The sequence below is a fragment of the Caulobacter sp. GW821-FHT10C03 genome, assembly GCF_059415485.1.
In genome coordinates this window covers 1-18,650 of the sequence record NZ_JBWKNI010000006.1, presented here as the reverse complement: position 1 = coordinate 18,650, position 18,650 = coordinate 1, and the positions used below count along the sequence as shown (strand labels likewise).

The following is an 18,650-nucleotide window of genomic DNA, read 5'->3' as shown; positions in this document are numbered from 1 at the left end:
CAAGGGGAGAAGGATCAGGATCCAGATCCTCCCCCTCTGGGGGAGCATCTAAGGCCAGGGCTACTTCTTCACCCAGCCGCCGCCGAGCGGCTTCCAGTACTGCCCCGGCGCCAGGCGGGCGTAGAGCTGCTTGGCGGTGGCCTGGCCGGCGGCGTCGGCGGTGACGCCGGTCTTGGCGGCGGTGTCCTTGTAGACGGCCGCGCGGCCGGTGTTGATCTCGGCCACGGCGGCGCGCAGGTCGGCGTCGCCGCCCGACACGATGCCCAGGAAGCCGTCGGCCTGCTCGCCGATCGTGCCGGCGGCCTTGCCGGCGTCCACGGCGGCCTTGGCGGCGGCCGACTGGGCCAGAACGGGCGCGGCGACCGCGCCCATGGCGGCCGCGATGGCCAGGACCGTCATCGTCTTGCGGATCATGGCGGTTCCTCCTCTTAGAACAGGTTCGGGTTCTGCTGGATCAGCGTCTGGACTTCCTTGTCCAGCCGCACCCGCACATCGGCGTCCAGCTTGGCGTAGATGTTGATCGGATCGACCTTGACGCGGACGGTCGGGGTGCAGGCCGCAAGGCCTCCCGCCGCCAGCAGGGTCGCGATCAGGACGCGCTTGTGCATGGCTTAGTCTCCAGTTCGGGGTTCACGTTGCGCGGTCACGGCTGAACCGGCGCTGAACGGCCCAAGTCTTTCATTCCTTGGAATGAAAGACGGTTTCTTTGCAATCGAGCGCGTTAGCCGGCGAAACCGCATACACTTTCGCCTAACGCGCTCGGTCTTCGGTTTCCTCGGCGAAACGACGGCCCCAGGCGGCCAGAAGCTCGTCGAAATTGAGCGAGGTGTCGAGCGTCAGGTCCACCGGCGTCTTGGCCGGCAGGGGGATCCGCCGCTGGAAGGCCTTGCCGCGGATCAGCTCCAGGATCCCGACCTTGGCCTTCTCGGCGACCTTCGGATCGTGCTCGCCCTTGATGTGGAACAGCAGCGACAGGCGGCCGTTCGGCGTCGAATTGACCCCGGCCTCCATGGTGTCGAACGCCAGGTTCTCCATGGCCTGGTAGGCGAAGTCCTGGATGGCGTTGACCGGCTGTTGGGCGACGGTCGCGTTGTTGGGATTGCCCGGGCTGTCGTTCTCGGCCTGGCTGGCGGTCTGGTTGGCCTCGACGCCGGTCAGGGCCTCGCGGGCGATCGAGATGCGGCCGGGCTTGATGGCGCTCAGCTTGCCGTCCAGCAGCTTGAAGCCCTTGTCGCTGAACTGGAACGGCAGGCGGCCCGAGACCACCGCGTCCAGCTTGACCTTGTCGGCCAGGGTCGAGCCGGCGGTCAGCTCGCCAAGGTCCAGGCCGTCGATGACGATGACGCCGGTGATCGCCTTGCCGTCCAGCGGCACGTCGATCGGCTCGATCGAGATCTTGCCCTTGGCCGCCGTCAGCGACGCCTCCGACACCTTCAGCGAGGTGGCGCCCAGGGTGAAGACCGCGCCCACCGCCTCCAGCGGCACGATGGAGTCGATGCGGGTGATCGCCAGCTTCTGGTCCGGCGCGCTGGTCAGCGGCGCCAGGCTGTCGAATTTCACGTCGCCGTTCAGGGTGGCCACGAAGCCCAGCGGACTGGCGCGGAAGTCCAGCCCCTGGGTCGAGACCTCGCCGCTGCTGGTCACGCCCTTGTCGGTCCAGTCGAAGCGGCCCTTGAAGCTGGCCTTGCCCTCGGCCTCGCTGGCGAAGGCGGCCATCGGGCTGACCGCCACCGGCTGCAGGCCCTGCTGCTTGCTGAAGACGATGTTCGAGGCGTCGATGAGCGCCGAGCCGCGGCCGCTCTCGACGCCATGACGGATGTCGATGCGGCCCAGGGCGAAGCCGCTGGCCGTGCCGAAATCGACGCCGCCGCTCCACACGCCCGAGGCCAGGGCCAGCCGTCCCGTCGCCTTGACCGGCTCGAACCGCTTGGCCGAGGCCGCGTCGACCAGCCGGCCTTGGGTCAGCCGCACCTCGGCCCGGTCGAAGCCCTGCCCGCCGCCGACGAAGGTTCCGGCCACGTCTTCGGCTTTCGCCTCTGCGGCGGTGATCGTTCCGCGTCCGTTGGCGAACCGCGCCTGGGCCTCCCAGCGGCCGCCGGCCACCCGCACCAGGGGCGCCGCGACCGGGCAGACGTCCAGGGCGATGTCCTGGATCGGCCGCTCGCCGGCCTCGCCCGCCGCGATGGCGGCCACGGTCACCGGCGTGCAACCGGCCAGGCGCACGTCCAGCACCCCGCCGGCGAAGCGGGCCTGGCCCTTGGCGTCGAGCTTGATCCCCTCGGCCGGCGGCACGTCGAGCGTGCCGGCCAGGGTCACGGGCGAGGCGAAGCCGCCTGCGTCGGCGCGCCAGTCGCTGGCCGTCAGGGTCAGTTCGGGCAGGCCGCCGCCCGCCAGCGCCAGGGTCGCCGAACCGCGCGAGACGCCGCCGGCGCTTTCCACAAGTCGGCCGCCGCCTGCGGTCAGGGTCGCCTTGGCGCCGCTGGCCGAGGCCAGGGTCACCGGCTTGCCGGCGAAGGCCGAAACCTTGCCGCCGCCGATCTCCAGCCGCAGGTCGGGCGCGTCGAGTTCGAAATCGCCCAGGGCCTTGCGTGCGGCGCCGGCGTAGGCGGGATTGGGCAGGCCGGCGGTCAGGCGCTCGGCGTCGGGCGCCGACACCGCGCCGTCCGCCCCCGCCCGCCCGGCCAGGCTCAGGTTCAGCCCCTCGCCGGCCCGGAAGCGGCCCTTGGCGTCGAGCACCAGCGCCGAAAGACCCAGGCCGTCGCGCGCCGCGCGGCCGACGCCGGCCGCCACGGTCACCGCGCCCGTCAGGCCGATCGCCCCGCCCTTCGGCGCCGAGAACGCCAGGTTCGTCGACTTGACGTCCACCGACGCCCGGCTGAGCGCCGCGCCGCCGGCCAGGGCCTGGTCGGCCGCGCCGCGCAGCCGCGCCGGACCGATGGCCCGCAGACCGGCCTGATCGAAGTCCACCCGCATGGCGTCGCTGTCGATCTCGGCGGCGAAGCTGCGGGCCTCGACGCCGGGGGCGACCAGCCGGCCGGCCCGGGCCTGGCCCGACACCCGCGCGGCCGCGCCGCCCTTCTTGAAGTCGCCGGCCACTAGGCCCGCCAGGGTCAGGCGGGTCTCGACGTAGGCCAGACTGGTCTCGCCGGCCCGCAGGCCTTGCGCCTTGATCGACAGCTTGACGTCGGCCGGACCGGTCGCGGCCAGGCGCTTGAGATCGGGATAGGCGACGTCGGCCTCGAGGCGGGCGTCGGCCTCTTCCAGGTCGATCTGTTCGGCGTCCAGGCCCTCGACGTCGGCGCGGGCGTCGACGGTGAGGCGATCGCCGCGCTTGCGGGCGCGCAGGGCCGCCCCGCGCAGTTCGACCTGCAGATTGTCGGTGGCGTAGCGCATGGCCGCCACCGCCGCGTCCAGCCGCAGCAGCTGGCCGTCGTCGAGGCTGGCGTCGCCGGTCAGGCGGGCCACGCCGCCGGGGGTGTCGAGCGTCACCCGGGCGTCCTCGACCAGAACCGCCGGCCCGCCCTGCTTTTCCTCGCCGGGTGACTTCAGCGCCTCGTCGATCAGCGGCTGGAGCTTGCCGAAGGTCAGCTTTTGCCCGTCGTAGCGGGCGCGCAGGCGCGGGCTGGTGATGCGCACGGCCCGGGTGTCGATGGCGAACGGCCCGCCCGACCACGGCGCGGTCAGGTCGTAGGCCACCTCGATCCGCTTTGCCGAGAAATAGGGGTCGTTGGCGGGGCCGAGGCGAATGGAGCCGGCGAAGCCGCTGGCGTCCAGGCTCTCGACCGAGATCAGGCCCTCGATGCCGCGCTCGGCCAGCCACGCTTCCGCCAGCGCGCGGCTGATCTCGCGCCGGCCGGAATAGGCGGAAAAGCCCAGGGCGATGAACGCCATCATCGCGAACGACACGGCCTCCAGCCCGGCGTCGGCCAGGGCGGCCTTGTCGAGGCGGAGACCCCGCTTGGGTTTCGCGGTCTTCGGTGCGGAATCGGGGTCGGCGTGGGGCTCGGCCATCGGCCGCACCATGCCGCAAGCCGTGGCGTTTGTGAGGCCCCCGTTGCGGAAAAGTCGAGAAAGCGCCGGTATTGAAACAGGGAGAGGGACGCGCGGCCTTCGCTCGGCCACCCCCTTCTTCCCGTCATTCCCACCCCGGAGCCGTTATCGACACTCGCCCATTAGCGAACGCATCGAGAGGCCGCTATGAGTGGCTACGGCACTACCGAATAGAGTGAATTGAAAGGACGACGACATGGCTTTGCTCGACGCGCTCAAGGCTGACCAACTCGCGGCGCGCAAGGTGAGCGACCGCCTGAAGGCCGACCTGCTCACCACGCTGATCGGCGAAGCTACGCAGATCACGACCGAGGAATTCAAGCGCGGCGTGACGGAAGTCACCGACGAAAAGGTCGTCGCCACCGTCGCGAAGTTCCTGAAGAACACGAAGCTGACGCTGGAAAACCTCGCGGCCGAACGCGCGCGCCTGATCGAGGCGGCCGGCGATGTGTCGAGGGTGGACGAGCGGATCAAGGCGGCCGAAACCGAACTGGCGATCCTGTCCTCCTATGGCCCCAAGCAGATGACGGAAGCGGAACTGCGCGCGGCCATCGACGACTTCCGCACCCAGAACCCCGACACCAACGTCGGCGCGATCATGGCCCACCTGAAGACCAACTTCGGCGGCCAGTACGACGGCAAGGCGGCCAGCGTCCTGGCCAGGGGTTAGTTGGCCAGGGCTTAGACTGAGGGGCGCCCTCGCCGCCTCCAGGCGCTGAGCCGTTCCAGCCTCCGCGATGGGTCGCGAACTGAAGTTGGAACGGCCGCACCCGCGGCTGGCGGAGGGTTTCCCGCCGCAAGGGCGGGTGTCGACCGAAACAGACACTTACTCGCGACAGCGATTTGAGTGTCCGAGGCAGGCGGTGGGAATGACTTCGGTTCACGCCCCTTCTGCGACCTTGCAGGTGAAATTCTAGTTCAGGGAATGTGTATCGGTAGCAGAGTTAGGCCCGCACGTTGGAGCGCTGCCATTACTGCTTGGGCGGCGCCAGCGCTACAGGTGACTATCGCCTCACTATTCGGCTGTTCGGGAAATCGAAGGACCGTTTCTGGCGTTGCATGAACGCCCCTATTGGCGCCGCGCGAGAACCCCAACGGCACGATATTGGGGGCAATCCAAATCCAATCTGGTGGATCACCATCCCGGAGTTTTGCGCTCCTGGTGGGATAGCCGTGCGCAAAATCATCGGGGGCGCCGAATGCCACGCCCAAGTGATGTTCAAGAATGGTCGTGGTCTCGTCGGTGCTGGTTTGCGATAGGCCCACCACGACTTGGTCACCGAAGTCGCGCTCCAGCAGCCCTAAGAAAGCTCCAAAGCTCCCGGCGATCTGGTCTTCCGTTTCGGTTTCAAGATCAACATATGCGACCGACGGCTCGGCGCGAGGACCGGCTGAGCGGAAATCGAAGCATAAGTACCAATGACCATCTCCGTCGAACGGAATGAGCGCATTGGAGTTGGCGGGCAGCCAGATCTCGTCGGCGTACTCCGCCATTTGGTGTTTGAGCGAGCCGTCCAATACGGTCGGAAACTTCGAGCCAATGCCCCAGATTTGGCTTTGCACCGAGTCCGGCAGCGTCACTTCGGTATAGCCGCCATTCTGCACCCGAAGCAGCGCTACATATGTGGGAGGCAGCTTCACCCCTAGCTGTCGTTCCGCAGCCTCGACGGCCTCATCCGTCAGTGGTGGATGAACATACTCCAGGAAGGCCGGAACCGACCAAATTCGCGCAGATGAAGCCGCCATCGATCTCACCGCCTTTGCCCCAAGCGGCTTGGCATATGTCGACTACCACCCGAGCGCAACTTCCCGGTTTCGACCCTGAACGGACCTAAAGCGTCTTCAACTTAGGGAAGCGGCGCCGCAGATAGGTTGCCACCGCGTCAGCAAACTCAGCATCCGCCACGCGTTCAATCGACCCACGGCTGACAAAGGGACCATACAGGGTCACAGTTTTGGGTTCATCCAAGTAAGCTCGGGCGCGGCAATACCGCCCGTCCTTCTCGAAGTGATATTCCAGGAAGTTGTAGCGCTGTTCGAGAACCTTGCGCTTATCGTCAGCCCATATCTCGTCAATGCTGTGATCAATGCCGACAGGGCGGATTGGATCAATCTCGTCACGCTCTAGGATCATTGCGCCCCTCCTAGTTCCCTCGTAGCAGACGACCCGTCTACTTCCGCAAACCACCCATAGCCGACACCAAACCCGTCCGCTTGGGCGCGCGTTGTCGGTAGCGGTGGATGTCCCCGGTTCCAGGGCGGGAACGACGGGAGACTGTGCAGGCGGCTAGATCGCCCGGAACCCCAGCACCTGCTGCATGTCGTAGATCCCCGGCGGCTTGCCCTGCACCCACACGGCCGCGGCCACCGCGCCGCGCGCGAACAGACCCCGGTCGATGGCCGAGTGGGCGATGGTCAGGCTTTCGCTCTCGCCGGCGAAGATCACGCTGTGCTCGCCGATGATGCCGCCGCCGCGCACCACGGAGAAGCCGATGTTGCCTTCCGTGCGCGCGCCGGTGACGCCGTCGCGGGCGCGGTCCTCCACTTCGGAGAGCACCACGCCGCGCCCCTCGGCGGCGGCCTGGCCCAGCATCAGGGCGGTGCCCGACGGGGCGTCGATCTTGCGCTTGTGGTGGGCCTCGAAGACCTCGATGTCCCAGTCGGCGGCCGGCAGGGCGGCGGCGGCCTGGCGCACCAGCCCCATCAGCATGTTGACGCCCAGCGAGTAGTTGCCCGAGCGCACGATGGCGACGCTCTGCGCGGCCTTTTCCAGCCGCGCGTCCTGCTCGGGCGTGAAGCCGGTCGAGCCGATCACCAGGGCGATGCCGCCGCCGGCGGCGGCGACCGTCTCGGCCAGGGCCACCGAAGCCTCGGGGATGGTGAAGTCGATGATCGCCTGGGCCTGGGCCAAGGCGCTCTCCAGCGCCACAAGGCCTTCGCCCTCGACGCCCGGACGGTCGAAGCGGGCCACGGCCACGGCGTCGGACCGGCCCTCCAGCGTGGCGGCCACGGCCTTGCCCATGCGGCCCAGGGCTCCGGCGACGGCGATCCTGACGGGGGGGGCGGACATGGGCTTTCTCTCCACGAAACGAGCCCGCGCCTCGTCGCCCAGCCCCTCGGTCGGGTCAACGGATTTATCCGGTGGTCTCTCCGCCGGCTTACGCCGGGGCAGTGTCCCACATGCCGCAAACCCAATCCCAACAAGCGTTTGTAGCGATACCATCGATGATTGCGCGGTTGTCGCGCCGGGACGCCGTCGCTAGGCTGGTCCGTGCATAAGGGCGCGTCGCATCGTTCGGCGGGTCCATTTCAACTGGCTACGCAGGACAGGAAACGCCGCCATGAGCGACGCGGAACGCAAGACCTTCACCGACGCGGAGGCCCTGGCCTTCCACCGCTATCCCCAGCCGGGAAAGCTGGCGGTGACCCCCACCAAGCCGATGGCGACCCAGCGCGACCTCAGCCTGGCCTATTCGCCCGGCGTGGCCGTGCCCGTGCACGCGATCGCCGCCGATCCCGACATGGCCTACGAGTACACCTCCAAGGGCAACCTGGTGGCGGTGATCTCCAACGGCACGGCGATCCTGGGCCTCGGCGACCTGGGGGCCCTGGCCTCCAAGCCGGTGATGGAGGGCAAGAGCGTGCTCTTCAAGCGCTTCGCCGACGTCGACAGCATCGACATCGAGGTCTCCACCAAGGACGCCGACGAGATCATCACCGTCGTCAAGAACATCGGCGTCACCTTCGGCGGCATCAATCTGGAAGACATCAAAAGCCCCGAGTGCTTCCGCATCGAGACCGAGCTGCAGGAGCTGCTCGACATCCCGGTGTTCCACGACGACCAGCACGGCACCGCCATCATCTGCGCCGCCGGCCTGATCAACGCCTGCCACATCACCGGCAAGAACCTGGCCGACATCAAGGTGGTGCTGAACGGCCCGGGCGCGGCCGGCATCGCCTCGATGGACCTGATCAAGGCCATGGGCGTGCGCCCCGAGAACGTCATCGCCTGCGACAGCAAGGGCGTGCTCTATCGCGGCCGCACCGAGGGCATGAACCAGTGGAAGAGCGCCCACGCGGTCGACACCGACAAGCGCACCCTGGAGGAAGCCGTGGCCGGCGCGGACGTGCTGCTCGGCCTGTCGGCCAAGGGCGCCTTCACCCCGGAGATGATCGCCAGCATGGCGCCCAATCCGGTGATCTTCGCCATGGCCAACCCGGATCCTGAGATCACCCCGGAAGAAGTCCACCGCGTGCGCAAGGACGCGATCATGGGCACCGGCCGCAGCGACTATCCCAACCAGGTCAACAACGTCCTGGGCTTCCCCTACATCTTCCGCGGCGCTCTCGACGTGCGGGCCCGCCGCGTGAACCATGAGATGAAGATCGCCTGCGCCCAGGCGCTGGCGATGCTGGCCCGCGAGGACGTGCCGGACGAAGTCGCCGCCGCCTATCACGGCCGCCAGCTGAAGTTCGGCCCCGACTACATCATCCCCTCGGCCTTCGACCCGCGCCTGATCTGGTACGTGCCGCCGTTCGTGGCCCAGGCGGCCATGGACACGGGCGTGGCCCGCAAGCCGATCGCCGACATGGACGGCTATCGCCAGAGCCTGGCCCAGCGCCTCGACCCCACCGCCGGCTTCCTGCAGAAGATCGCCGGCTCGGTCATGGCCCGGCCCAAGCGCATCGTCTTCGCAGAAGGCGAAGAGCCGTCCGTCATCCGCGCCGCCTACGCCTTCCAGGCCGGCGGCTACGGCAAGGCCATCCTCTGCGGCCGCGAGAACCTGGTGCACGAGAACATGCGCCTGGTGGGCCTGGATCCCGAGACCTCGGGCCTGGAGATCCACAACGCCCGCCTGTCCGACCGCAACCCGGACTATGTCGACGCCCTCTACGCCCGCCTCCAGCGCCAGGGCTTCCTCAAGCGCGACGTCCAGCGTCTGATCAACCAGGACCGCAACAGCTTCGCGGCCTCGATGGTCAGCATGGGCGAGGCCGACGGCATGGTCACCGGCGTCACCCGCAGCTTCGACCAGGCCCTGGACGAGGTGCTGCGCGTCGTCGATCCCGCCCCCGGCGGCCGGATCATGGGCATGTCGGTCGTGCTGGCCAAGGGCCGCACCATCTTCGTGGCCGACACCAACGTCACCGAGCTGCCCGACGCCGACGAGCTGGTCGAGATCGCCTGCGAGGCCGCCCGCGCCGTCTCCAATCTCGGCTTCAAGCCGCGCGTGGCCTTCATGAGCTACTCGACCTTCGGCAACCCGATGGGCGAGCGCTCCGACAAGGTGCGCGAGGCCGTCGCCGCCCTCGACGAGATGGGCGTCGACTTCGAGTACGAGGGCGAAATGCCCCCCGAACTCGCCCTCGACCCCGAAAAGCGCCTCGCCTACCCGTTCATGCGCCTGACCGACAGCGCCAACATCCTGATCATGCCGGCCATCCACGCCGCCTCGATCTCGACCAAGCTCGTCCAGTCGCTGGGCGGCGCGACGGTGATCGGGCCGGTGCTGCTGGGGCTGTCGAAGTCGGTGCAGATCTGCCCGCTCGGCGCTTCGGTGTCGAAGATCCTGAACATGGCGATGATGGCGGCGTACGATCAGCCGGTGGAGGCGGGGGAGTAGGCTTGATGGACGTTAGATTTTAGCGCAGTTTGGAAGTTGGACTGCTGGGGCGATTGGACTTTGGACGTCCGGCCCCAGCAGCTCCGCTCCAGCCGATTGCTCGGCTTAATCACCCCTTTTGGAAGGGGGTGATATTTCTAGGAAATCGCCATCGCGCTTACGACCGCCGCGATTTTTCGCGCCTCGGCTTCGGTAAGATCAAATGGCATTCCCTGAATAAAAATTGTCAAATCCGCGCGAAGGGGGATCGGCAGGATAGTGCTAGAGGCCATTGGCGCACCGACTGGTTTCGGCGCTTCCGCCCGCTGCTCCGCGACTTTGGGGCGCGAGGGCGCAATAGGCTCTTTTTGGCTACGAGCAATTTTCTCCCGCCCCTGCACAGACGGACGAAATGCTAGCGGGTTATCAAGATAAGTCGAAAAATCAGAAATAGCGGATTTTAGCCTGCTCCTATAGGTAGCAAGGCTATCCGGCGTGTAGTTTCTTCCGTGAAGACGCTGAAATCTGCTTACGACGTCATCAATATCGATCGACGTAACGTCCTGCCCTTCCTCATCAGACAAAATGCCTAAGATCTTTGAGGCAGCAGCTTTTCGCGAGGCAACGGTCGCTCCAGCCATCATCCCCTTCTCAGCTAAATAGCTGAGAAAGTCCGCTAGCGCCTCTCTCGACCGGGTACCGTCCATCGGAACACCTCCACGCGAGAGACATAACAAAGCTAATGAGTCGTCGCAACAGTTTTTGACACAGACAACTAGGCAACCCACTAAGAGCCGTTATAGATGGATGATTGCAAGTTCAACTAATTGATTTACATAGTAAAAATTACCGCTTCGAATTTCCATCTAAAAGAGAACCAATTTAGCCCGCAGTCGTCATTCGACGAAACGATCCGAGTTCGCCTCGCAATCGGGCGTCAAAGGCCCGCGAAGCAGACACCGTTCCGAGCTTTCCCACATCGACTGGTCGGGCGGCTGGCTGCAACGACGTCAATACATGCATCTTCGAAAAGTTTTTTCCTTATATAACAGTATTTTATGAGGATTTTTGGGCATACCTCCTCATGGATGAAGAGCCTCCAATTATAACTTTAGGGTGCACCCCACCGTCACATGCGGACAGGCCAACTCAAAGGTCGACCTTCGCCTGAAGGCGACCGGAAAATAAAGCATCGCTAAAGAGAAGCACCGAGACAGACGGCGAAAGATCCGACGCGGCCCATTTAGACGGCGCTAGCACCGTGCACACGATATTCTAGCGATCCGGGCCCGTGCGACGACGGCCAGGCGATCGCCGGGGTCGGCGAGACGTGGGCGCTCTATCTGTCGCGTACGCCGGACGGCGGCTTCACGGTCAGCCAGTCCTATCCGCTGGACCTGGCCCGCCGGATCGACCCACGCTTCCAGAAACCCTAGGCGATCGCGACCCGGCTCGCCCCACTCACCACCGCCCTCGCCGCCGCCACCGTCAGCGCGTCCTCAATCAGCCCCGTCGGCGTCTGGCCCCACCGCTTCAGGGCCGCCATCCGCAGGTCGAAGGTGACGTAGGCGGCGACGATGGCCGCGGTGGCGCCGAGGAGGCCGCCGGCGAGGGCGCGGTTGCGGGGGGCCAGGGCCGCGCCGGCTATGCCGGCGGTGACCACGCGGGCCAGCAGGCCGGCCGGGACGATGCGGTCGGGGGCCGAGTGGAGCTTGTCGTCCCAGAGCTCGGCGGCCGCCGGGGCCTTGGTCCCGGCGCTGACCAGCGGATGGCCCAGCCACTTCGGCGTGCCGTTGTCGGCGGGCAGAGCACCCTTGGCGGCCGCGTCGCTGACGGCGGCGAACGGGGTCAGGGCGCGGGCGCCGGCCGCGAGGCCGATCAGGAATGAGGCGAGCATGGCGGGTGTCTCCAGGCGGGGGATCTGGAAAGCAACACGCCGGGCGGGGGCTTCGATCCGGTCCGCCCCTCCCTTCCGTCAAATCCCCGCGTCCTGCCTTTCAGAAAAAGCCTGGGTCCCCGCTTTCGCGGGGATTTTACGGGTTGGGGGCCTGCGGGCGGGATTGATGCGTGAGATCGCCCGCCCGTTCCCTCTCCCCTTGCGGGAGAGGGTGGCCCTGCGGAGCAGGGTCGGGTGAGGGGTCTCCCGGAACTCTAAGCCGCGTGCGGCGGTCAGGCCGGGCGAAGCGTCTCCCATCTGAGAGACCCCTCATCCGTCGACTTCGTCGCCACCTTCTCCCGCAAGGGGAGAAGGAGCCCCCTTTCCCCCCACGCGCGAACGGGGTCATGATGCGCGCTCTCGCCGTCCGTAGCCGGAGCCGCCGCCCGCCCGATGATCGCGCAGGACTCGCCCAGCCTGACCACGGCGCTGAAGCATGCGCCGCTGGGCATCGCCATCTTCGACCGGTCGATGCGCTATCTGGCCCATTCGGCCCAGTACCTGACCGACCAGGGCCTGCCGGCCGACCTGCCGCTGCTGGGCCGCGTGCACTACGAGGTGTTTCCCGAGATCCCCCGCCACTGGCGCGACCTGCACGCGCGGGTGATCGCCGAAGGGGTCGAGCTGCGCGAGGACGCCGGCGACCGCTATGTCGACCGCAACGGCCGGGTCGAGTGGATCCGCTGGTCGATGGCCCCCTGGCGCACCGAGGACGGGGCGATCGGCGGGCTGGTGCTCTATACCGAGGTGGCCACCGCCGCCGTCGAGGCGCGCCTGCGGCTGGAGGCGGCCGAGGCCCGCTACAAGGCCCTGTTCGAGCAGGCGGCCATGGGCGTGGCGCGGATCGCGCCGGGCGGGACCTTCCTGGAGGTCAACGACCGCTTCTGCGCCATCACCCGCCACGACCGCGACCACCTGCTGGCCGGCGACGCCGCCGAGCTGATCGAGCCGGAGGACCTGCCGGACGCCCAGCGCCACGTCCGCTCGCTGCTGGCCGGCCGCACCGACACCTATCACGCCGAGCGCCGCCTGCGGGCCGGCGACGGGTCGAGCCTGTGGATCCGCCTCAACGTCTCGCGCGTGCAGCCGCCCGGCCAGCGGCCCTATCTGGTGGCCATCATCGCCGACATCACCACCCGCAAGCGGATCGAGGTCGAGCAGGAGCGCCACCAGGGCCAGCTGCGCCTGCTGATCAACGAGCTGAACCACCGCGTGAAGAACACCCTGGCCACCGTCCAGTCGATGGCCGCCCAGACCCTGCGCAACGAGCCCGATCCGATCACCGCCTTCGAGAAGTTCGAATCCCGCCTGCTGGGCCTGTCGCTGGCCCACGACGTGCTGACCCGCGAGAGCTGGCACGGGGCCGAGCTGCGCGAGGTGGCGCAAAGAGCATTGGCCCCGTTCACGGCCGCCGCCGGCCGGGTGAGCGTCGAGGGGCCGGCCTGCTTCCTGCCGCCGGGCGGGGCGCTGACCATGTCGCTGATCTTCCACGAGCTGGCCACCAACGCCCTGAAGTACGGGGCGCTTTCCACGTCTGAAGGGGCCACGTCCGAAGGCGCGGTGGCGGTCGCCTGGAGCTTCGACGCCGAGGCCCGCGCCCTGTGCCTGACCTGGACCGAGACCGGCGGCCCGTCGGTGACCGCCCCGCCCGCCCGGCGCGGCTTCGGCTCGCGGCTGATCGAGCGCAGCCTGCGCGGCGAACTGCGCGGCCAGGCGCGGATGGACTGGCGGCCACAGGGCTTGGTCTGCCGGCTGGAGGCCCAGGTCCCCCTGCCCAACCCGCCCTCGCCGGAGCTGGGGGTCGTGGCGAGTTTGGACGAGAGGCGGTAGGCGCCCTGCGTGGCCCTCGCCCCCATCGGGTCGCGCCGCCGGCGCGGCCCGCCCGAGGGCATGCTTCGACAGGCTCAGGGTGAGGACCAATTCCAAGCCCAGGGCCGCAACAAAACCTCATCCTGAGCCTGTCGAAGGACGAGGTTTTCGCCCCGAACTCCGCTAGGAACCTCACGGGCCGAGTTTTGGAGTCTCTATCTATGCAGCTGTCCGACCAGATCGTCCTCGTCACCGGCGCCGGCCGGGGCCTGGGGGCCGAGATCGCCCGCGCCTTCGCCCGCCACGGCGCCCGCGTCGTGATCAACTACCGCGCCAGCAAGGACGCCGCCGAGGCCCTGGCGGCCGAACTGGGCGGTCCCGAGCGCGCCATCGCCGTCCAGGCCGACGTCGCCGACCGCCCCGCCGTCGAGGCGATGTTCGCCGCCGCCAAGCAGGCCTTCGGCTCGCACGTCACCACCGTGATCAACAACGCCCTGGACTACAGCTTCAACGGCGACGCCCGCGCGCATCTCGCCAGCATCGCCTGGGAAGACTTCGAGAAGCAGAACACGACGGTGCTCAAGGGCGCGCTGAACGTCATCCAGGTCGCCGCGCCCGACATGGCCGACGCCGGTTTCGGCCGCGTGATCAACGTCGGCACCAACCTCTTCCAGAACCCGGTCGTGCCCTATCACGACTACACGGCGGTCAAGGCCGCCCTGCTGTCGCTGACCCGCACGGCCTGCGGCGACCTCGGCCCGGCCGGCATCACCGTCAACATGGTCTCCGGCGGCCTGCTGCGCGTCACCGGCGCCAGCGCCGCCACGCCCGAGCCGGTCTTCGACCTGATCGCCGGCATGACCCCGCTGCGCTCGGTCACCACCCCGGCCGAATTCGCCGACGCGGTGCTCTTCTTCGCCAGCCCGTGGGCGCGGGCGGTGACGGGGCAGAACCTGGTGGTCGACGGGGGTTTGGTGCGGGATTGATTTGGGATCCCTCTCCCCCTGCGGGAGAGGGTGGCCCGCGCAGCGGGTCGGGTGAGGGGTCTCTCAGACCTCGACCGCCGCGCGACCCCTCATCCGTCGCCTTCGGCGCCACCTTCTCCCGCAAGGGGAGAAGGATTTTGGGGTGCGACGCCCTGCCCTCTTGAGCAACTCAGCCCCCGGGCGGACGGTTCTTCGGTGACGCTTACCCGTTGTCGGAGTGCTTTCGATGACCACCCGCGCGTTCGAGCTGCAGATGCTGGGTTACGGCCTGACCACGGCCCAGATCTGCTACCACCTGCCCGACCATCCGCACCTGCTGCAGCTCTATGTCTGGCAGGAGTACGACCTGGCCCCGCGCTTCCCGACCCTGAAGAGCTTCCTCGACTTCTGGAGCCGCGAGCTGGACGGCGTGCTGCATTCGGTGAAGGTGGCCCACAACCGGATGATCGGTCCCACCGAGTGGAGGGCGGTCAACGGGGTCTTCACCCTGCAGTGACGCCGGGCCGGTTGGGCGGCGGGGGTTGCGCTGAGGCCTTCCCCACCGTAACTCCCCCGCCATGACCACCAAGGCCAAGATCTGCGGGCTCTCGACGGCGGAGACGGTGAAGGCCGCCTTCGACGGCGGCGCGGCCTATCTGGGCTTCGTCTTCTTCGCCAAGAGCCCCCGCAACATCACGCCCGAAGCCGCCGAGCGGCTGGTCGCGCCGGTGCGCGGCCGGGGCGTGCAGACCGTGGCCGTCACCGTCGATCCCGACGACGCCCTGGTCGACCGGCTGATGGCGACCATGCGCCCCGACCTGATCCAGGTGCACGGCAAGGAGACGCCCAGCCGCGTGCGCGAGATCGCGCAGCGCAGCGGCGCCGGGGTGATCAAGGCCTTCTCCGTTTCCTCGTCGGCCGATGTCGACCAGGCCCGCGCGTTCGAGACCGTCGCCGAGCAGTTCCTGTTCGACGCCAGGCCCGTGGAAGGATCCGCCCTGCCCGGCGGGACCGGCGCAAGGTTCGACTGGAGCCTGCTGGAAGGCCGGCGATTTTCTCGCCCGCATTTCCTGGCCGGCGGCCTCGATCAGTGGAACGTGGCGCAGGCGGTCAAGGCCTCGGGGGCCCCGCTGGTGGACGTTTCCTCTGGCGTGGAACGCGGTCCGGGCCTAAAGGACCCGGCTCTGATCGCGGCGTTCCTCGACGCCGTCAAACGCGCCTAAAAGCCCGGAAGACGATCTTGAACGCTCCTACCGCGACTCCTGAACGGCCTAACGACTGGTCCGCCTATCCCGACGCCAAGGGGCGCTTCGGCGACTACGGCGGTCTCTATGTGGCCGAGACCCTGATGCCGCTCGTGCTCGAGCTGGACCGGGCCTACACCGAGGCCAAGAACGATCCGGCGTTCCAGAAGGAGCTGCGCGGCTACCTGACCCACTATGTGGGCCGGCCCAGCCCGCTCTATTTCGCCGAGCGGCTGAGCAAGCATCTCGGCGGCGCCAAGATCTACTTCAAGCGCGAAGAGCTGAACCACACCGGCGCGCACAAGATCAACAACTGCATGGGCCAGATCCTGCTGGCCCAGCGCATGGGCAAGACCCGGATCATCGCCGAGACCGGCGCCGGCCAGCACGGCGTGGCCTCGGCCACCGTGACGGCCCGCTTCGGCCTGCCCTGCGTGGTCTATATGGGCGCCGTCGACGTCGCCCGTCAGAAGCCCAACGTCTTCCGCATGAACCTGCTCGGCGCCGAAGTGCGCCCGGTGACCTCGGGGGCGGCGACCCTCAAGGACGCCATGAACGAGGCCATGCGCGACTGGGTCACCAACGTGGCCGACACCTATTACATGATCGGCACCGCCGCCGGCCCGCACCCCTATCCGGCCATGGTCCGCGACTTCCAGGCGGTGATCGGAAACGAGACCCGCGAGCAGATCCAGGAACTGGAAGGCCGCCTGCCCGACGCCGTCGTCGCCTGCGTGGGCGGCGGTTCGAACGCCATCGGCATGTTCCACCCGTTCCTGGCCGACGAGAGCGTCAAGATCTACGGCGTGGAAGCCTCGGGTCACGGCCTGGACACCGACAAGCACGCGGCCTCGCTGACCGGCGGCCGCCCGGGCGTTCTGCACGGCAACAAGACCTACCTGCTGCAGGACGACGACGGCCAGATCCTCGACGCCCACTCGATCAGCGCCGGCCTCGACTATCCGGGCATCGGTCCGGAGCACTCGTTCCTGCACGACATCGGCCGCGCCCAGTACCTGACCTGCACCGACGACGAGGCCCTGAAGGCCTTCCAGCTGTGCGCCGAGCTCGAGGGCATCATCCCGGCCCTGGAAAGCGCCCACGCCCTGGCCAAGCTGCCGCAGCTGGCCAAGGAAATCGGCGAAGGCGGCGTCATCGTGCTGTGCCTGTCGGGCCGCGGCGACAAGGACATCTTCACCGTGGCCGACGCCCTGGGGCGCACGATCTGATGGGCGATCTGATGAGCTATCGCGACGGCACCCGCCTCGAGCGCGCCTTCCAGCGGGAAAACGACCACCGGGCCCTGTTCGTCGCCTACATCATGGCCGGCGACCCGGACCTGGAGACCTCGTTCGAGCTGCTGACGGGCCTGGCCGAACACGCCGACGTCATCGAGCTGGGCATGCCCTTCTCGGACCCGATGGCCGAGGGCCCGACCATCCAGCTGGCCTCGCAGCGCTCGCTGGCCGCCGGCACCAAGATGCGCGACGTGCTCGGCATCGTCCGCCGCTTCCGCGAGACCAACACGGTCACGCCGATCGTGCTGATGGGCTATCTGAACCCGGTGCTGTCCTACGGCTTCGAGGCCTTCGCCAATGACGCCTCGGACGCCGGCGCCGACGGCGTGATCATCGTCGACTGCCCGCCGGAAGAGGCCGACGCCCTGACCGACGCGCTCGAAGCGGCGAAGATGAATCTGATCCGCCTGGCGACGCCGACGACCGACGACGCGCGCCTGCCGGCCGTGGTCAAGCGCACCTCGGGCTTCATCTATTACGTCTCCGTCGCGGGCGTGACCGGCGTGCTGGAAGCCGACGCCGACGCCGTGCGCGGCCCGGTCGAGCGCCTGCGCGCCGCCTCGGGCCTGCCGGTGGCGGTCGGTTTCGGCATCAAGACCCCCGAGCGCGCCGCCGAGGTGGCCCGCGTGGCCGACGGCGTCGTCGTCGGCTCGGCGCTGGTCGATGAAATCGCGTCGGCGGCGAAGCTGAACGAAAACGTGACCCAAAAGGTTCTTTCCAAGGCGTCGGAGCTGGCTAAGGCTGTGCGATCGGCGCGAGTCGGAACGGCATGAGGCTTTAAGGCTATGGCTATGGCTGAACCCCAAGGCCCCAAGAAGGGCGACAAGGCCAAGACCTCGACCGACCGTCGCGGCGGCTGGCTGTCTCGGATCGCGCCCGGCGTGCGCGGCGCCTTCGCCAAGCGCGAAACGCCAGAGAACCTGTGGGTCAAGTGCCCCGACACGGGCGAGATGATCTATCGCTCCGACCTGGAGGCGGCCCTGTGGGTCACCCCGGCCGGACGCCACATGCGCATCGGTCCCGAGGCGCGCTTCAAGTTCACCTTCGACGACGGCGAGTACGAGTCGCTGCCGACTCCGTCGGTCGTCGAAGACCCGCTGAAGTTCTCGGACGGCAAGCCCTACAAGGATCGCCTGGCCGCCGCTCGCAAGAGCACCGGCGAACAGGACGCCATGGCCATCGGCTACGGCAAGGTCGGCGGCGTCGACGCCGTGGTCCTGGTCCAGGATTTCGCCTTCATGGGCGGCTCGCTCGGCATGGCCGCCGGTGAAGGCTTCATCGCCGCCGCCAAGGCCGCCCTGGCTCGCGAAGTCCCGCTGATCGCCTTCACCGCCGCCGGCGGCGCGCGCATGCAGGAAGGCGCCCTGTCGCTGATGCAGATGGCCCGCACCACCCTGGCCATCAACGAGCTGAACGACGCGGCCCTGCCCTATGTCGTGGTCCTCACCGACCCGACCACCGGCGGCGTCACCGCCTCCTACGCCATGCTGGGCGACGTGCACCTGGCCGAGCCGGGCGCCCTGATCGGCTTCGCAGGGCCCCGCGTCATCGAGCAGACCATCCGCGAGACCCTGCCGCCGGGCTTCCAGCGCTCGGAATACCTCGTCGAGAAGGGCATGGTCGACCGCGTCACCGCCCGCAAGGACCTGCCCGAAACCCTGGGTTCGATCCTCGGCACCCTGATGCTGGGCCGTCGCAAGGCGGCCTGAACCTGAAGATGCTCCCCCTCTGGGGGAGCTGTCGGC

The 18,650-nt window shown here is 68.0% G+C and carries 17 protein-coding genes and 1 pseudogene; 9 read left to right on the top strand and 9 right to left on the bottom strand.

Annotated features, from left to right (window positions below):
- Positions 1–60: 60 nt before the first annotated feature.
- From AC07NG_RS09345 to AC07NG_RS09335, 3 genes are all read right to left on the bottom strand, one after another.
- Positions 61–414 (bottom strand): YdbL family probable chaperone protein, encoded by a 354-nt coding sequence (locus AC07NG_RS09345; protein WP_110120767.1) that lies wholly within the window; start codon positions 412–414, stop codon positions 61–63.
- Between the two features lie 14 nt (positions 415–428).
- On the bottom strand, positions 429–608 hold the full coding sequence (locus AC07NG_RS09340; RefSeq protein ID WP_058349385.1) for a YnbE family lipoprotein: 180 nt from the start codon (positions 606–608) through the stop codon (positions 429–431).
- Between the two features lie 142 nt (positions 609–750).
- On the bottom strand, positions 751–4,011 hold the full coding sequence (locus AC07NG_RS09335; protein WP_494593523.1) for an intermembrane phospholipid transport protein YdbH family protein: 3,261 nt from the start codon (positions 4,009–4,011) through the stop codon (positions 751–753).
- A 235-nt stretch (positions 4,012–4,246) separates the two neighbouring features.
- Between AC07NG_RS09335 and AC07NG_RS09330 the strand changes: the two genes are divergently transcribed.
- Positions 4,247–4,720 (top strand): GatB/YqeY domain-containing protein, encoded by a 474-nt coding sequence (locus AC07NG_RS09330; RefSeq protein ID WP_494593521.1) that lies wholly within the window; start codon positions 4,247–4,249, stop codon positions 4,718–4,720.
- Between the two features lie 248 nt (positions 4,721–4,968).
- Here AC07NG_RS09330 and AC07NG_RS09325 read toward each other — a convergent pair whose 3' ends face one another.
- From AC07NG_RS09325 to dapB, 3 genes are all read right to left on the bottom strand, one after another.
- Positions 4,969–5,796 (bottom strand): SMI1/KNR4 family protein, encoded by an 828-nt coding sequence (locus AC07NG_RS09325; protein WP_494593520.1) that lies wholly within the window; start codon positions 5,794–5,796, stop codon positions 4,969–4,971.
- Between the two features lie 85 nt (positions 5,797–5,881).
- Positions 5,882–6,184, bottom strand: a complete 303-nt coding sequence (locus AC07NG_RS09320; protein ID WP_494593518.1) for a hypothetical protein — start codon at positions 6,182–6,184, stop codon at positions 5,882–5,884.
- Between the two features lie 153 nt (positions 6,185–6,337).
- A complete protein-coding gene (gene dapB, locus AC07NG_RS09315) occupies positions 6,338–7,120 on the bottom strand; it encodes a 4-hydroxy-tetrahydrodipicolinate reductase (RefSeq protein ID WP_494593516.1) in 783 nt (260 codons plus the stop codon).
- Positions 7,121–7,391: 271 nt separating this feature from the next.
- Here dapB and AC07NG_RS09310 point away from each other — a divergent pair, with 271 nt between their 5' ends.
- Positions 7,392–9,674 carry an NADP-dependent malic enzyme gene (locus AC07NG_RS09310; RefSeq protein WP_492856613.1) on the top strand — a complete coding sequence of 761 codons (2,283 nt, stop codon included), beginning with the start codon at positions 7,392–7,394 and terminating at the stop codon, positions 9,672–9,674.
- Positions 9,675–9,811: 137 nt separating this feature from the next.
- Here the strand turns inward: AC07NG_RS09310 and AC07NG_RS09305 are convergent, their stop codons facing one another.
- Both AC07NG_RS09305 and AC07NG_RS09300 read right to left on the bottom strand, forming a co-directional pair.
- Positions 9,812–10,360, bottom strand: a complete 549-nt coding sequence (locus AC07NG_RS09305) for a hypothetical protein (RefSeq protein WP_494593514.1) — start codon at positions 10,358–10,360, stop codon at positions 9,812–9,814.
- Positions 10,361–11,085: 725 nt separating this feature from the next.
- Positions 11,086–11,550 (bottom strand): DUF4126 domain-containing protein, encoded by a 465-nt coding sequence (locus AC07NG_RS09300; protein WP_494593512.1) that lies wholly within the window; start codon positions 11,548–11,550, stop codon positions 11,086–11,088.
- A gap of 432 nt (positions 11,551–11,982) precedes the next feature.
- Here AC07NG_RS09300 and AC07NG_RS09295 point away from each other — a divergent pair, with 432 nt between their 5' ends.
- Together AC07NG_RS09295 and AC07NG_RS09290 are read left to right on the top strand one after the other, a co-directional pair.
- Entirely contained in the window at positions 11,983–13,419 is a 1,437-nt protein-coding gene (locus AC07NG_RS09295) for a sensor histidine kinase (RefSeq protein WP_494593510.1), read from the top strand.
- 200 nt (positions 13,420–13,619) lie between these two features.
- Positions 13,620–14,384: a 3-oxoacyl-ACP reductase gene (locus AC07NG_RS09290; protein ID WP_494593508.1), complete on the top strand. Its 765-nt coding sequence runs from the start codon at positions 13,620–13,622 to the stop codon at positions 14,382–14,384.
- A gap of 7 nt (positions 14,385–14,391) precedes the next feature.
- On the opposite strand, the pseudogene AC07NG_RS09285 reads toward AC07NG_RS09290, so the two are convergent.
- A pseudogene (locus tag AC07NG_RS09285) lies at positions 14,392–14,520 on the bottom strand (hypothetical protein); the annotation flags it as partial.
- Between the two features lie 90 nt (positions 14,521–14,610).
- Between AC07NG_RS09285 and AC07NG_RS09280 the strand changes: the two are divergent.
- The 5 genes from AC07NG_RS09280 to AC07NG_RS09260 all read left to right on the top strand — a co-directional run bounded on the left by AC07NG_RS09280 (position 14,611) and on the right by AC07NG_RS09260 (position 18,614).
- On the top strand, positions 14,611–14,880 hold the full coding sequence (locus tag AC07NG_RS09280; protein ID WP_494593506.1) for an usg protein: 270 nt from the start codon (positions 14,611–14,613) through the stop codon (positions 14,878–14,880).
- Between the two features lie 61 nt (positions 14,881–14,941).
- Positions 14,942–15,586, top strand: coding sequence for a phosphoribosylanthranilate isomerase (locus AC07NG_RS09275; protein ID WP_492856395.1), 645 nt, complete (start codon positions 14,942–14,944; stop codon positions 15,584–15,586).
- Positions 15,587–15,603: 17 nt separating this feature from the next.
- Complete coding sequence (gene trpB, locus AC07NG_RS09270; protein WP_487291941.1) at positions 15,604–16,836, top strand: tryptophan synthase subunit beta; 1,233 nt, start codon at positions 15,604–15,606, stop codon at positions 16,834–16,836.
- A gap of 11 nt (positions 16,837–16,847) precedes the next feature.
- Positions 16,848–17,678: a tryptophan synthase subunit alpha gene (gene trpA, locus AC07NG_RS09265; protein WP_494593929.1), complete on the top strand. Its 831-nt coding sequence runs from the start codon at positions 16,848–16,850 to the stop codon at positions 17,676–17,678.
- Between the two features lie 12 nt (positions 17,679–17,690).
- Complete coding sequence (locus tag AC07NG_RS09260; protein ID WP_492856393.1) at positions 17,691–18,614, top strand: acetyl-CoA carboxylase carboxyltransferase subunit beta; 924 nt, start codon at positions 17,691–17,693, stop codon at positions 18,612–18,614.
- The last annotated feature ends 36 nt before the right edge of the window (positions 18,615–18,650 follow it).